A 14281-nucleotide genomic window follows, 5' to 3' on the forward strand; every position below is an offset into this window, starting at 1 on the left:
CCCATGCGTACCCTGCTTCCGGCATTCGCCGCCCTCGCGGTCCTCGCCATCGCCATCGCCACGCCGGCCGCCGCCGCCGGCGTCGACGGCATGTACAAGCGCCCCAACGGCACCACCGCCAAGGTGTGGACCTGCGGCGGCAAGCTCTGCGCCACCGTTCAGGAATCGAAGTTCAACATGTTCCTCTCGGGCATCGCGCCGGCCGGCGAGGGCACCTGGAAGGGGGACATGAAGCATCCCGACATGCCGGGCTTCATGACCTTCAACGGCACCGTCACCACGACCGGCAAGGGCCTCAAGGTCCAGGGCTGCGCCGTCGGCCAGTCGATGTGCGACGCGGAGAACTGGACCAAGCAGTGATTCCCGTCGGCCGAGGACGCCGACGCGTCCGGCCATCGCCGAGACGCCGAACCGGCGTCGGTCACATCGGACCGGTTTCAGCGGCCGCGACGACTTCGTCGCGGCCGTTCGTCGTCGCGGTTCCGGATCGATCGCGGCGCGGACGCAGGCGGATCATCACCTCCACCCCGGCGATCTCCATCCCTTCGGGCGGCTCGGGCAGGCGGGTGACGTCGACGGCGTCGACCGACACGTCGGTCATCTCGCCGTCCGCTTCGTTCCAGAAGTGATGGTGCGGCGAGGTGCGGGTGTCGAAGAAGGACTTCGCTCCCGACACCGCCAGTTCGCGCAGGAGGCCGGCCTCGGTGAACTGATGCAGCGTGTTGTAGACGGTGGCGAGCGAAACCGAGACGCGCGCCGTCATCGCCTCCTCGTAGATCGTCTCGGCCGAGACGTGCCGATCCGGACCGCCGAAGAGCAGGGCGGCGAGGGCGGTACGCTGGCGGGTCGGGCGCAGGCCGGCGCGGCGCAACGTCTCGACGACATCCGCCCGGACATGCGGATCGTGGGCGAATTGCGGGGCGCTCGTCGGGCGGGGGAAAGTCTCGGTCGTCTCGCCGTACATCGGATCGGGTCTCCCAGTGTCGCGGATTTGATATTAAGAGGCATTCGCAACAACTGCAAGCGCCGCCGGGGACTTCGGTGGGCGGGCGGGATTCACGGTCGGCCGAGCGTCGCCGCGTCGCCGCGTCGGCTCGCCGGTTCGTGCGAGTGCCGACCTTCCGGTCTCGCCGCCGAACTTTCCGGTCTCGTCGCCGCGCGTTTCGTCGAGCCGTCGTCGGTCGAGGCGCTGCGACGTCCGCCGCGCCGCGCCGCGCCGCGTCGAGGTCGGCGTCGACGTACCGCGCCGGTGTTCGGAGCGAACGCGTGCCGGATCGGCGTTCCGATCGGATCGCCGGGCCGGACCGGATGGCCGCCTCGCCTCGGCGGTGATCGCTGTGTGGGGGTGTCGCGGAGCGTCGTCGTTTCACCGGCAAAGCGAAATCGCGACGAAAGGACCGCGGTTCGGAAGGTCGCGGATCTTCCGGGCGGTCGGTGGACATGTTACGAAGACGCCGATTTCAGGGGTTCGCGCCGAAGGCACGACGGCGTGCCCGTTCGCGGATCCTCCGGGGGCGGGACAGAGAAGGAAATGGACGAGACGATGGTCGACCGGCGCTCCAGCTTCGAATACGAGGACCTGCTCGCTTGCGGTCGCGGCGAGTTGTTCGGCGGCGGCAATGCCCAGCTGCCGCTGCCGCCGATGCTGATGTTCGATCGCATCGTCGAGATCTCCGAGACGGGCGGGGCGAACGGCGTCGGCCTGGTGCGTGCCGAGTTCGACATCCGTCCGGACCTGTGGTTCTTCCCCTGCCACTTCCAGGGCGATCCGGTGATGCCGGGCTGCCTCGGCCTCGATGCGCTGTGGCAGCTGACCGGCTTCTTCCTCGGCTGGCTCGGCCTGCCGGGCCGCGGCCGGGCGCTCGGCGTCGGTGAGGTGAAGTTCTCCGATCAGGTGCTGCCGACCACCAAGCTGGTCGAGTACCGCGTCGACTTCAAACGTGTCTTCAAGACCAAGCTCAAGATGGGCATCGCCGACGGCCAGCTGATCGCCGACGGCAAGCCGATCTACGAAGTCAAGGACATGCGCGTCGGCCTGTTCCAGGCCTGAGGCGAGGAGCGGCGCGCCGGCGACCGGTCCGCGGTTTCGTCGCCGCAGCGATCGCGCGGGCCGGGCTCGGCGGCTCGAGACGTGCTAGAGTGATGCGGATCCGTGGCGGACGTCGCCGCGGGTCTTCGAGGCGTCGCCGGTGGGCGGCGTGATCCGGAACGGGTGCGGACGCCGGTGGGCGCCGCCGGTATCGAGAAGGTCCGACAGAGATGAGGCGGGTCGTCGTCACGGGTATGGGCATCGTTTCCTCGATCGGAAACGACACGCAGGCGGTCACCGCGTCGCTGCGCGAGGCGAAGTCCGGCATCGTCCGGGCCGACGCCTACGCCGAGCTCGGCTTCCGCTGTCAGGTCCACGGCATCCCGAAGGATCTCGACGTCGCGGCGCTGATCGACCGGCGCGCCATGCGCTTCCACGGCGGGGGCACCGCCTGGAACCACATCGCCATGGATCAGGCGATCGCCGACGCCGGCCTCGACAAGGCCGACATCTCCAACGAGCGCACCGGCATCGTCATGGGCTCGGGCGGCCCGTCGACCAAGGTGATCGTCGAAGCCGCCGGCATCACCCGCGACAAGGGCGGGCCGAAGCGCATCGGCCCCTTCGCGGTGCCGAAGGCGATGTCCTCGACGGCTTCGGCGACGCTCGCCACCTGGTTCGAGATCAAGGGCGTCAACTATTCGATCTCGTCGGCCTGCGCGACCTCCAACCACTGCATCGGCAACGCCTACGAGCTGATCCAGTGGGGCAAGCAGGACGTGATGTTCGCCGGCGGCTGCGAGGACCTCGACTGGACGCTGTCGAACCTGTTCGACGCCATGGGCGCCATGTCGTCGAAGTACAACGACACGCCGGCGACCGCGTCGCGCGCCTACGACAAGAACCGCGACGGCTTCGTCATCGCCGGCGGTGCCGGTGTGCTGGTGCTCGAAGAGTTCGAGCACGCCAAGGCGCGCGGCGCCAAGATCTACGCCGAGGTGGTCGGCTACGGCGCCACCTCCGACGGCTACGACATGGTCGCGCCGTCGGGCGAGGGCGCCATCCGCTGCATGCGGCAGGCGCTCGCCACGGTGAAGAGCCCGATCGACTACATCAACCCGCACGCCACCTCGACCCCCGTCGGCGACATCAAGGAGATCGAGGCGATCCGCGAGGTGTTCGGCGCGAACTGCCCGCCGATCTCGGCGACCAAGTCGCTGACCGGCCATTCGCTCGGCGCCACCGGCGTGCAGGAGGCGATCTACTCGCTGCTGATGATGAAGGAAGGCTTCATCTGCGAGAGCGCCAACATCGAGGAGATCGACCCGGCCTTCGCCGACATGCCGATCGTGCGCAAGCGCGTCGACGGGGCGAAGCTCGACACGGTGCTGTCGAACTCCTTCGGCTTCGGCGGCACCAACGCGACGTTGGTGTTCAGCCGCGCCGGCCTGTGATCGACGCCGCTCGCGACGGGCGGCGGGGGAATCGGACGTCTCTCTTCGGGTGGCTCGACGGCGGCCCGAAAAAAGCCGTCATCTCATTGCAACGAGATCGTAACATCGCTGTCCGGCCGCGACGGACGGCTTCTCCTCGGGAGGGGTCGAGCCGGCGGGTGTGACGGTGGCAGGGGACATCCGAAGGAGCATCCATGAGCGGGATCATGGCGGGGAAGCGCGGCCTCGTGATGGGGGTCGCGAACGACCATTCGATCGCCTGGGGCATCGCCAAGAAGCTCGCCGAGCACGGCGCCGAACTGGCCTTCACCTATCAGGGCGAGGCCTTCGGCAAGCGGCTCCGTCCGCTCGCCGCGACCGTCGGCTCGGACGTGGTGCTGCCTTGTGACGTCGAGGACATCGCCTCGGTCGACGCGGTGTTCGAGGCGCTGAAGGAGAAGTGGGGGACGATCGATTTCCTCGTCCACTCGATCGGCTTCTCCGACAAGAACGAGCTCAAGGGCCGCTATGCCGACACCTCCCGCGAGAACTTCTCGCGCACCATGGTGATCTCGTGCTTCTCCTTCACCGAAGTGGCCAAGCGTGCGGCGGCGATGATGCCGAACGGCGGCTCGATCATCACGCTGACCTACGGCGGCTCGACCCGGGTGATGCCGAACTACAACGTCATGGGCGTCGCCAAGGCGGCGCTCGAGTCCTCGGTGCGCTATCTCGCCATGGACTTCGGGCTCGAGAACATCCGCGTCAACGCCATCTCGGCCGGGCCGGTGCGCACGTTGGCCGGTGCCGGTGTGGCGGATGCCCGCCTCATGTACAATTTCCAGAAGCGCAATTCGCCGCTCGGTCGCACGGTTTCGATCGAGGAAGTGGGCGGCACGGCGCTCTATCTTCTCTCCGATCTCTCGACCGGCGTCACCGGCGAGGTTCACTTCGTCGATTCGGGCTATTCGATCGTCTCGATGCCGCGGCTCGAGGAGTTGAAGATCCAGGAGAAGCGCGAGAGCGAAGAGGCATCGAAGCCGGCGGCGGAGTGAGGCGGGCAGCGGCTCTATCCGTGGGTCGCCGAAGGCGAGCCGCGGAGGGTGGCGGTTCCGGCCGTTTCGTCGTGTCGCTGGTCGCGGGAACGCCGGAGACGTCGGGGCGGAAGCCCTTCTCCCGCGAGGGGGGAAGGAAGGTGCGAACTCCGGCGGCGCGGACGACCGTAGCGCCGGGTGTTTCCCCTCGCCGGAGGCCAGGATGACCCCTCCCACCCCTGCGAAGACCGGACTTTCCGCCCTGCCGCGCGGCATCTGGGTGCTCGGGCTGGTGTCGATGGCGATGGACGTCTCCTCGGAGATGATCCACGCGCTGCTGCCGGTCTATCTCGTCGCCGTGCTCGGCGCCTCCACCCTGACCGTCGGCTTCATCGAGGGCATCGCCGAGGCGACGGCCTCGCTGGTCAAGATCGTCTCGGGCACGCTCTCCGACCGGTTGGGCACGCGCAAATGGCTCGCCGTCCTCGGCTACGGGCTGGCGGCCTTCACCAAGCCGATCTTTCCGCTGGCGCCCTCGGTCGCCTGGGTGACGGCGGCGCGGTTCGTCGACCGCATCGGCAAGGGCATCCGCGGGGCGCCGCGCGACGCGCTCGCCGCCGACATCGCGCCCCCCGACATGCGCGGCGCCGCCTTCGGGCTCCGGCAATCGCTCGACACGGTCGGCGCCTTCCTGGGACCGTTCCTCGCCGTCGTCCTGATGTGGGCGTCGGGCGGGTCCTACGTCCTGGTCTTCTGGGTGGCGGTGGTGCCGGCCTTCGTGGCGGTGGCGCTGCTGGTCTTCGGCGTCGAGGACGTGGCTCGACCCGCGGCGGAGGGTGATCCCGACGATCCGGTCGACGGGCGGGTGCCGCTCGGCGGTGCCTTCTGGGGCGTGGTGGCGGTCGCGGCGGTGTTCGGTCTGGCGCGTTTCTCGGAGGCCTTCCTGGTGCTGAAAGCGTCCGCTGTCGGGCTGCCGGCGGCGCTGGTGCCGCTGGTGCTGGTGGTGATGAACGTCGTCTACGCGATCGCGGCCTATCCGGCCGGGGCGCTCTCCGACAAGGCGGGGCGGACGGCGCCGCTGCTCGTCGGGCTGGCGGTGCTGATCGCCGGCGATCTGGCCCTCGCCTTCGCCGATGGCCTCGTCCTGGCGGCGGTCGGCGTCGCCGCCTGGGGGCTGCACATGGGGCTGACGCAAGGGGTGATCACCGCTCTCGTCGCCGACGCCGCGCCGGCGTCGCGCCGCGGCACAGCCTTCGGCATCTTCAACTTCGTCACCGGTGTCGCCGCGCTCGGCGCCAGCCTCCTCGCCGGCGGGCTGTGGGACGCCTTCGGGGCGCAGGCGACCTTCCTCACCGGGGCCGGCTTCGCGGTTCTCACCGCGCTCGGTGTCGCGGTCCTGCGCCGGGCGCGCGCCAACTGTCGCAGAGCGGGCGGCGCAGCGGCGAAACAGGGCGCGAAACCGCGAAAATTTTAAGACAGTATTGTTGACCTTTTTCGTGGTCGGGCCTAGCGTGCTCCACCCTCGAAATCGACAGGTGAGCCTCATGTCCGCGGTCGACTGGTCCCATGTCTTCGCCACCCGTTCGGAGCGCATGCGCGCCTCCGAGATCCGCGAGCTCCTGAAGCTCCTCGACCAGCCGGACATCATCTCCTTCGCCGGCGGCATCCCCGATCCGGTGCTGTTCCCGGTCGAGGCCATTCGCCGCGCCCAGGACGAGATCCTCGCCGATCCGGCGCAGGCGGCGCAGGCGTTGCAGTACTCGGTCTCCGAGGGCTACGCGCCGCTTCGCCGCTGGATCGTCGACTTCATGGGTCGGAACGGCGTTCCCTGCACCGCCGACCACGTGCTGATCACCTGCGGCTCGCAGCAGGGGCTCGACTTCCTCGGCAAGCTGTTCCTGTCGCCGGGCGACACGGCGCTCGTGGAGGCGCCGACCTATCTCGGTGCGTTGCAGGCGTTCAATTCCTACGAGCCGCGCTACGACCGGCTCATCCTCGACGGTGGCAACACCACGCCGGCGGCCTATGCGAGTGCAGCGGCGGCGAACGGCGGGCGGGTCAAGTTCGCCTATGTCGTGCCCGACTACGCCAATCCGACCGGCATCACCATGCCGCTGGCGAGCCGCGAGAAGCTGCTCGATCTCGCCGAGGAACTCGAGATTCCGGTGATCGAGGACAGCGCCTATCAGGCGCTGCGCTTCGACGGCGAGCCGAGCCCGTCGATCCTGTCGCTCGACCTCGCCCGCAACGGCGGCGACATCGAGAAGACCCGCACCATCTATTGCGGCACCTTCTCCAAGACGCTGGTCCCGGCGCTGCGCGTCGGCTGGATCGTCGCGGCGACGCCGCTGATCCAGAAGCTGGTGCTGATCAAGCAGGCCGGCGACCTGCACTCCTCGACGCTCAACCAGATGGTCATGGCGAAGACCGCCGAGACCACCTACGAGGCCAACGTCGAGCGCGCCAAGGCGCTCTACGGCAAGCGTCGCGACGCGATGATGGCGGCACTCGACGCCTCGATGCCGAAGGGTGCCACCTGGACCCATCCGGAGGGCGGCCTCTTCGTCTGGGTGACGCTGCCGGCCGGCATCGACGGCGCCGACCTGCTCGCCCGGGCGATCGCCGAGGAGCGGGTGGCCTTCGTCCCCGGCAAGGCGTTCTTCGCCACCGACGCGATGGCGAACACCATCCGCCTCAATTTCTCGTCGCCCAACGAGGCGCAGATCGCCGAGGGCATCGGCCGGCTCGGCCGGCTGATCGGGCGGATGGCCGGCTGAGGCTCCGGTTCGGCAAGGTCGCGACGGGCGACCGAGGAGAGCGTCATGCCGGTTCGGGACATTCTTCTCGCCGTCCTCGTGGTGGCGATCTGGGGCTTCAACTTCGTCGTCATCAAGCTCGGCGTCGCCGACGTGCCGCCACTGTTGTTGACCGGGCTGCGCTTCTTCTTCGCGGCGCTGCCGGCGGTGTTCTTCGTGAAGCGGCCGGCCTGTGCGGCACGCTGGGTGATCGCCTTCGGTCTCGTCCTCGGCGTCGTCAAGTTCGGCCTGTTGTTCGTCGGCATGAAGGTCGGCATGCCGGCCGGCCTCTCGTCGCTGGTGCTGCAGATGCAGGCCTTCTTCACCATGGGGCTCGCCTTCTTCCTCCTCGGCGAAAGGCCGAAGCCGATCCAGATCGTCGGCGCGGCGGTGGCGGCGCTCGGCATCCTGGTGATCGCCTCGACGCGGACAGGGGGCGGTGCGCCGCTCGGGCCGTTCCTGATGGTGCTCGCGGCGGCGGCCTGCTGGGGGCTCGCCAACATCATCACCAAGAAGGCGGGGCGGATCGACATGCTCGGCTTCGTCGTCTGGGCGAGCCTCGTCGCGCCCTTGCCGCTGTTCGCGCTGTCGTGGGTCTTCGAAGGCGGCGAGGCGATCGTCGCCACGTTGTCGCATCCGACCCCGATGGCGATCGCCGCGGTCGCCTATCTCGCTTGGCCGACGACGGTGCTGGGCTTCGGCATCTGGTCGCATCTGATGTCGCGCCATCCGGCGGCGACGGTCGCGCCGTTCTCGCTGCTGGTGCCGGTCTTCGGCCTCACGAGCGCCTTCCTCGTCCTCGGCGAGCCGATCGGCGGGCGCGAGGCGATCGGTGCGGTCCTGGTGATCGCCGGGCTCGTCACCAACGTCTTCGGGCCGCGGGTCGGGCTGTGGCTGCGGCGCTGATAGCGGAGGCCGGAGGGCTCAGACGCGCCCGGCGCGAAACGACACCGCGCAAACGAAAACCCCGGCCTCTCGGGCCGGGGTTCGCATGTCCGGACATCTCGTCCAGGGTCGATCAGAGACCGAAGCCCTTGAACTTGTCCTTGAACTTGGAGATGCGGCCGCCGCGATCGAGGAGCTGCTGCGAACCGCCGGTCCACGCCGGATGCGACTTCGGGTCGATGTCGAGGTTCAGCGTGTCTCCGTCCTTGCCCATGGTCGAGCGAGTGAAGAACTCGGTGCCGTCGGTCATCACCACCTTGATGGTGTGGTAGTCGGGGTGGATACCCTGCTTCATCGGTCTGTCCTCGTCCGTGCTGATCCATCCGGCGCCCCGGGGCGCGACGAGGATCGATCTGAAGAGCGCTCGACGAAAAACGAGGCCGCAGTGCGGGCGCCTGCGGCCGTCTCGTCGGTTCGGGCGCATCCATAGCTCATCTCTCGTCCGGGAACAAGCGCCGGCGAGGCGCGAAACCGCGGTTCCGAGCCGGGTTCTTCACCGGATCGTGTCGCTCGCCGCGGCGACGTCGGACTTGATCCGGAGCGCCGTTCGGGTCAATGAACAGGCATCTCAGAAGCCGGGGAGCCCGCGTGGCTCCCGCGCGAGGCGGCCCGTGCGCCTCGAGACCCAGGGTGAGGACGCCAGACCCGTGCGCAGATCCGCTTCCGCCGATGCGGCGACCCCCGACGACGCGGCGGCGCGCCGCCGTTCGATCAAGCCGCTGAAGGCGCTCCTGCCGTTCCTCGCCCGCCACAAGGGCCACGTCCTCGCCGCCTTCGCGGCGCTGGTGGCCGCCGCCGGGGTGACGCTGCTGCTGCCGCTCGCCATCCGGCGGATGATCGACCACGGCTTCTCCGCCGCCGACGGCGCCTTCATCGATCGCTATTTCGCCATGCTGGTGATCCTGGCCGGCGCGCTCGCCGTCGCCTCCGCCACCCGCTACTACCTCGTCACCTGGCTCGGCGAGCGCATCGTCGCCGACCTGCGCCGTCAGGTCTTCGACCATGTGACCAAGCTCTCGGCCGATTTCTGGGATCGCTCGCAGTCGGGCGAGATCGTGTCGCGTCTGACCGCCGACACCACGCAGATCAAGTCGGCGGTCGGCGCCTCGGCCTCGATCGCGCTGCGCAACCTCTTCCTGTTCATCGGCGCCGTGGCGATGATGATCGTCACCTCCCCCCGCCTCTCCGGGCTGGTGCTGCTGGCCATCCCCGTGATCGTGCTGCCGCTCGTCGCCTTCGGGCGCAAGGTGCGGGCCCGTTCGCGCTTCGCCCAGGACACGCTGGCCTCGGCCGCCGCCTTCGCCTCGGAGAGCATCGGGGCGATGCGGACGCTGCAGGCCTTCACCAACGAGGGCTCGGCGATCGCCCATTTCGCCCGATCGGTGGAGAGCGCCTTCGAGGCGGCGCGCTCATCGACCAAGGCGCGGGCGTGGCTGACCGCGGTCGCCATCTTCACCGTCTTCGGATCGGTGGTGGCGGTGTTGTGGATCGGCGCCACCGACGTGCTCGCCGGCCGCCTGACGCCCGGTTCGCTCTCCCAGTTCGTGCTCTACTCGGTCTTCGCCGCCGGCGCGCTCTCCGAGCTCTCCCAGGTGTGGGGCGAGATCGCGCAAGGGGCGGGTGCGGCCGAACGGCTCGGTGAGCTTCTCCACGAGGAACCGTCGATCACCGCCCCGGCCTTCCCGGTGGCGATGCCGTCGCCGTCGCTCGGCGAGGTCGCCTTCGAGGGCGTGCGCTTCGCCTATCCCGGTGCGCCGAACCGAACCGTGCTCGACGGCGTCGACATCGCCGTGAAGAAGGGCGAGAAGATCGCCCTCGTCGGCCCCTCGGGGGCGGGCAAATCGACACTTTTCCATCTGCTGCTGCGCTACTACGACACCACCGGCGGCCGGGTGCTGGTCGACGGGGTCGACGTCAAGACGGCCGATCCGACGGCGGTGCGCGACCGCATTGCCATCGTGCCGCAGGACACGGTGATCTTCGCCGACACGATCATGGAGAACATCCGCTACGGCCGGCGCGACGCCTCGGACGCGGACGTGATCGAAGCGGCGAAGGCGGCGCTCGTCGACGAGTTCGTCGGGGCATTGCCCGACGGCTACGGAACCCAGGTCGGCGAACGCGGTGTGACGCTCTCCGGCGGCCAACGCCAGCGCCTCGCCATCGCCCGCGCCGTGCTGCGCGCCGCGCCGATCCTGCTCCTCGACGAGGCGACCAGCGCCCTCGACGCCGAGAGCGAGGCGACCGTCCACACCGCACTCGAACGCCTGATGGTCGGCCGCACGACGCTGGTCATCGCCCATCGCCTCGCCACCGTGCTCGCCTGCGACCGTATCCTGGTCATCGACGGCGGCAAGGTCGTCGAGGAGGGCACCCACGCGGCCCTGGTGGCCAAGGACGGGCTCTACGCTCGTCTGGCGCGTCTGCAGTTCCGCAACGGCGGCAGCGGGACGGAGTGAGCGGGTCGTAGGGTCTGTGAACCGCAGCTACTTCCGCGATCACCTCCGGCCGGGGCACCGTCTTCCGTCCCCCTCGCGGGGGAGGTGGCCCGCAGGGCCGGATGAGGGGGTGCCGCGAAGCGGGGCAACCGCGGCGGTTCAGCGACGCAGTGCGGCGTGGAGAGGCTCGGACCCCTCATCCGCCCTTCGGGCACCTTCTCCCGCAAGGGGAGAAGGGACGTCCGTCCCTGCCCTCACAGCCAGGCCGGCACGCTCTCCCAGCCGAGCTGTTCCTCGACGGTGACGCGCTTGCGGGTGACGGCGAAGCGGCCGGCGTCGACCAGCACTTCGGGGATCAGCGGGCGGGCATTGTAGGTGCCCGACATGGTGGCGCCGTAGGCCCCGGCGGTTGCCAGTGCGACGAGGTCGCCGGGGCTGAGCGGCGGCAGCTTTCGCCGCTTGGCGAAGGTGTCGGAGGATTCGCAGATCGGCCCGACGACGTCGTATTCGATCGGCTCGGCGCCGGCGGCCGGCTCGCGGACGGGCACGATGTCGTGGTGGCTGTCGTACATCGCCGGGCGCATCAGGTCGTTCATCGCGCCGTCGAGCACGGCGAACTGCAGCGAGCCGCCGTCCTTGACGAAGACCACCTTCGACACCAGCACGCCGGCGTCGGCGACGATCGAACGGCCTGGTTCGACGGCGAGTTCGCAGCCGAGATCACCGACGGTGTCGCGGATCGTTGCGGCGAGGTCGGCCGGATCGATGCCGAGTTCGTTCTGATAGGGGATGCCGAAGCCGCCGCCGAGGTCGAGGCGGGTGAGAGCGTGACCACGGGCGCGCAGCTCGCGCGTCAGCTCGGCCACCCGGGCGTAGGCCGCGGCGAAGGGACGGGTCGACAGGATCTGCGAGCCGATGTGGACGGCGAGGCCGACGAGGCGGACGTTGGCCATCGCCTTCAGCTCGTTGTCGAGCGCGGCGAGGCGATCGGCGTCGACGCCGAACTTGTTGTCCTTCTTTCCGGTCGTGATCTTGGCGTGGGTCTCGGCGTCGACGTCCGGGTTGACGCGCAGCGCGACACTCGCCACCACGCCACGGGCGCGGGCGATCTCGTCGATGCGGTGCAGTTCCTCGTAGGACTCGGCGTTGAGCTGGTGGATTTGCGCCTCGAGCGCCCGGGCGATCTCCTCGTCGGTCTTGCCGACGCCGGAGAACACCACCTTGGAGGCCGGAATGCCGGCATCGAGCGCCCGCGTCAGCTCGCCGCCCGAGACGATGTCGGCGCCGGCGCCCTCCTTCGCCAGCACCGCGACCACGGCGCGATTGGCGTTGGCCTTCATGGCGTAGTGGATGGAGACGTTCAGAGGCGCCAACGCATCGGCGAGCCGCGCCCAGTTCTCGCGCAGGCGCTTGGCCGAATAGAGATAGAAAGGGGTTCCGACCTCCTTCGCGATGTCCGCGACCTTGACGCCGTCGAGGGTGAGGTCACCGTCGACGTAGGCGAAGCAGGAAGCGGGCAGGCGGCGGGTGAGGTCGGTCATCGGGGATCTCGGGAAACGGACGTCGGTGCGAGGCGGCGACGTAGCATGTTTCGGGGGGGGAGGGGAGTGTAGCGCAACGGCAACACCGAGGCCGAAACAATTGGAATGCCAGTGGTTGTATCTCGTATGTACATGCAACTTCGTTCGAAGACGCCGATGATCGGGACATTGCGGGAATGGGGGCGGGTGCGAGCCCGTTCGGGATAGTCGAAGCCCTTTTCAGTCTGAACCCGGCGAGAGCGATCTCGCCGGGTTCTTCGTCTCAGAGAGGAGGTGCCGCCCGTCGGCCGGCTCTCACCGCGTCAGCGGCTTGTACTTGATGCGGTGGGGCTCGACGGCGGCGGCTCCCAGACGACGCACCTTGTCGGCTTCGTAGTCCTGGAAGTTGCCCTCGAACCACTCGACGTGGCTGTCGCCCTCGAAGGAGAGGATGTGGGTGGCGAGGCGGTCGAGGAACCAGCGATCGTGCGAGATGACCACGGCGCAGCCGGCGTAGTCCTCGAGCGCTTCTTCGAGCGCCCGCAGGGTCTCGACGTCGAGGTCGTTGGTCGGTTCGTCGAGGAGCAGGACGTTCGCCCCGGACTTCAGCATCTTGGCGAGGTGGACGCGGTTGCGCTCACCGCCGGAGAGCACGCCGACCTTCTTCTGCTGGTCGCCGCCCTTGAAGTTGAAGGTCGAGCAGTAGGCGCGGCTGTTGATCTCGCGCTTGCCGAGATAGATCACGTCGTTGCCGCCGGAGATCTCCTCCCACACCGTCTTGTTCGGGTCGAGGGCGTCGCGCGACTGGTCGACGTAGCCGAGCTTGACGCTCTCGCCGATCTTCATGCCGCCGGCGTCGGGGGTCTCCTGACCGGTGATCATGCGGAAGAGCGTGGTCTTGCCGGCGCCGTTGGGGCCGATGACGCCGACGATGCCGCCCGGCGGCAGCTTGAAGGTCAGGTCGTCGATCAGCAGGCGGTCGCCGTAACCCTTCGACAGGTGCTCGAAGTCGATGACGTTGTTGCCGAGGCGCTCGGCCACGGGAATGACGATCTCGGCGGCGCCGACCTGCTTGGCGGCGGCCTTCTGCACCAGATCCTCGTAGCGCTGGATACGCGCCTTGGACTTGGCCTGACGCGCCTTCGGGGACGCCGCGATCCACTCCTGTTCGCGGGCGAGCGAGCGCTGGCGGGCGGCCTCTTCGCGGCCCTCCTGCTCCATGCGCTTCTGCTTCTGGCCGAGCCAGGCGGTGTAGTTGCCCTCGTAGGGGATGCCGCGGCCGCGATCGAGCTCGAGGATCCAGCCGGTGACGTTGTCGAGGAAGTAGCGATCGTGGGTGACGATCAGCACGGCGCCGGGATAGGCGCGCAGATGCGCTTCCAACCAAGCGACGGATTCGGCGTCGAGATGGTTGGTCGGTTCGTCGAGGAGGAGGAGATCGGGCTTCGACAGCAGCAGGCGGCACAGCGCGATGCGGCGGCGCTCGCCGCCGGAGAGCTTGGTGACGTCGGCGTCCGGCGCCGGGCAGCGCAGCGCGTCCATCGCCATCTCGACCTGGCTGTCGAGGTCCCAGAGGCCGGCGTGGTCGATCTGGTCCTGGAGCTTGGTCATCTCCTCCATCAACTCGTCGGAATAGTCTTCCGCCAGCTGCATGGAGATCTCGTTGAAGCGGTCGACCAGCGCCTTCTTCGGCGCGACGCCGATCATGACGTTGTCGACGACGCTCAGGTTCGGGTCGAGCTGCGGCTCCTGTTCGAGGTAGCCGACGGTGGCTCCTTGAGCCACCCAGGCCTCGCCGGTGAACTCCTTGTCGAGGCCGGCCATGATCTTGAGGAGCGTCGACTTGCCCGAGCCGTTGACGCCGAGGACGCCGATCTTGGCGTCGGGGAAGAACTGCAGGTGGATGTTGTCGAGGACCTTCTTGCCGCCCGGATAGGTCTTCGACAGGCCGTGCATGTAATAGATGTACTGGTAGGAGGCCATGGGGGCTCGCGTCCTCGGTGGGTCTCGTCGACGGGCGTCGCCCGCAGGGTCTCGGAAGGGGGAGGGGGACGGCTCTCGGGAGGCCCCGATTTCGGCCGTCTCTC

12 protein-coding genes are annotated in these 14281 nt (G+C 68.8%); 8 read left to right on the forward strand and 4 right to left on the reverse strand.

Annotation, left to right across the window (positions count from 1 at the left end):
* Positions 1–3 precede the first annotated feature (3 nt).
* Positions 4–360 (forward strand): hypothetical protein, encoded by a 357-nt coding sequence (locus V7Q42_RS09310; RefSeq protein WP_333823729.1) that lies wholly within the window; start codon positions 4–6, stop codon positions 358–360.
* 61 nt (positions 361–421) lie between these two features.
* Here the strand turns inward: V7Q42_RS09310 and irrA are convergent, their stop codons facing one another.
* Positions 422–964 carry an iron response transcriptional regulator IrrA gene (gene irrA, locus V7Q42_RS09315; protein ID WP_333823730.1) on the reverse strand — a complete coding sequence of 181 codons (543 nt, stop codon included), beginning with the start codon at positions 962–964 and terminating at the stop codon, positions 422–424.
* 567 nt (positions 965–1531) lie between these two features.
* Between irrA and fabA the strand changes: the two genes are divergently transcribed.
* The 6 genes from fabA to V7Q42_RS09345 all read left to right on the forward strand — a co-directional run bounded on the left by fabA (position 1532) and on the right by V7Q42_RS09345 (position 8197).
* On the forward strand, positions 1532–2050 hold the full coding sequence (gene fabA / locus V7Q42_RS09320) for a 3-hydroxyacyl-[acyl-carrier-protein] dehydratase FabA (protein ID WP_333823731.1): 519 nt from the start codon (positions 1532–1534) through the stop codon (positions 2048–2050).
* A gap of 209 nt (positions 2051–2259) precedes the next feature.
* A complete protein-coding gene (gene fabB, locus V7Q42_RS09325) occupies positions 2260–3483 on the forward strand; it encodes a beta-ketoacyl-ACP synthase I (RefSeq protein WP_333823732.1) in 1224 nt (407 codons plus the stop codon).
* Positions 3484–3677: 194 nt separating this feature from the next.
* A complete protein-coding gene (fabI, locus tag V7Q42_RS09330; protein ID WP_333823733.1) occupies positions 3678–4517 on the forward strand; it encodes an enoyl-ACP reductase FabI in 840 nt (279 codons plus the stop codon).
* Between the two features lie 202 nt (positions 4518–4719).
* Positions 4720–5970 (forward strand): MFS transporter, encoded by a 1251-nt coding sequence (locus V7Q42_RS09335; RefSeq protein ID WP_333823735.1) that lies wholly within the window; start codon positions 4720–4722, stop codon positions 5968–5970.
* Positions 5971–6040: 70 nt separating this feature from the next.
* Positions 6041–7273, forward strand: coding sequence for an aminotransferase-like domain-containing protein (locus V7Q42_RS09340; protein ID WP_333823796.1), 1233 nt, complete (start codon positions 6041–6043; stop codon positions 7271–7273).
* 45 nt (positions 7274–7318) lie between these two features.
* The gene (locus V7Q42_RS09345; protein WP_333823736.1) at positions 7319–8197 is read left to right on the forward strand and encodes an EamA family transporter; all 879 of its coding nucleotides are present in this window, start codon (positions 7319–7321) and stop codon (positions 8195–8197) included.
* Positions 8198–8309: 112 nt separating this feature from the next.
* Here the strand turns inward: V7Q42_RS09345 and rpmE are convergent, their stop codons facing one another.
* A complete protein-coding gene (gene rpmE / locus V7Q42_RS09350) occupies positions 8310–8531 on the reverse strand; it encodes a 50S ribosomal protein L31 (protein WP_333823737.1) in 222 nt (73 codons plus the stop codon).
* A 352-nt stretch (positions 8532–8883) separates the two neighbouring features.
* Between rpmE and V7Q42_RS09355 the strand changes: the two genes are divergently transcribed.
* Entirely contained in the window at positions 8884–10695 is a 1812-nt protein-coding gene (locus V7Q42_RS09355; RefSeq protein ID WP_333823738.1) for an ABC transporter transmembrane domain-containing protein, read from the forward strand.
* A 233-nt stretch (positions 10696–10928) separates the two neighbouring features.
* Here the strand turns inward: V7Q42_RS09355 and lysA are convergent, their stop codons facing one another.
* Both lysA and ettA read right to left on the reverse strand, forming a co-directional pair.
* Positions 10929–12215, reverse strand: coding sequence for a diaminopimelate decarboxylase (gene lysA, locus V7Q42_RS09360; protein ID WP_333823739.1), 1287 nt, complete (start codon positions 12213–12215; stop codon positions 10929–10931).
* 294 nt (positions 12216–12509) lie between these two features.
* Positions 12510–14177, reverse strand: coding sequence for an energy-dependent translational throttle protein EttA (ettA, locus tag V7Q42_RS09365; protein ID WP_333823742.1), 1668 nt, complete (start codon positions 14175–14177; stop codon positions 12510–12512).
* Between the last annotated feature and the right edge of the window lie 104 nt (positions 14178–14281).

It is taken from the genome of Pinisolibacter sp. (genome assembly GCF_036782435.1).
GTDB lineage: Bacteria > Pseudomonadota > Alphaproteobacteria > Rhizobiales > Ancalomicrobiaceae > CALBKH01.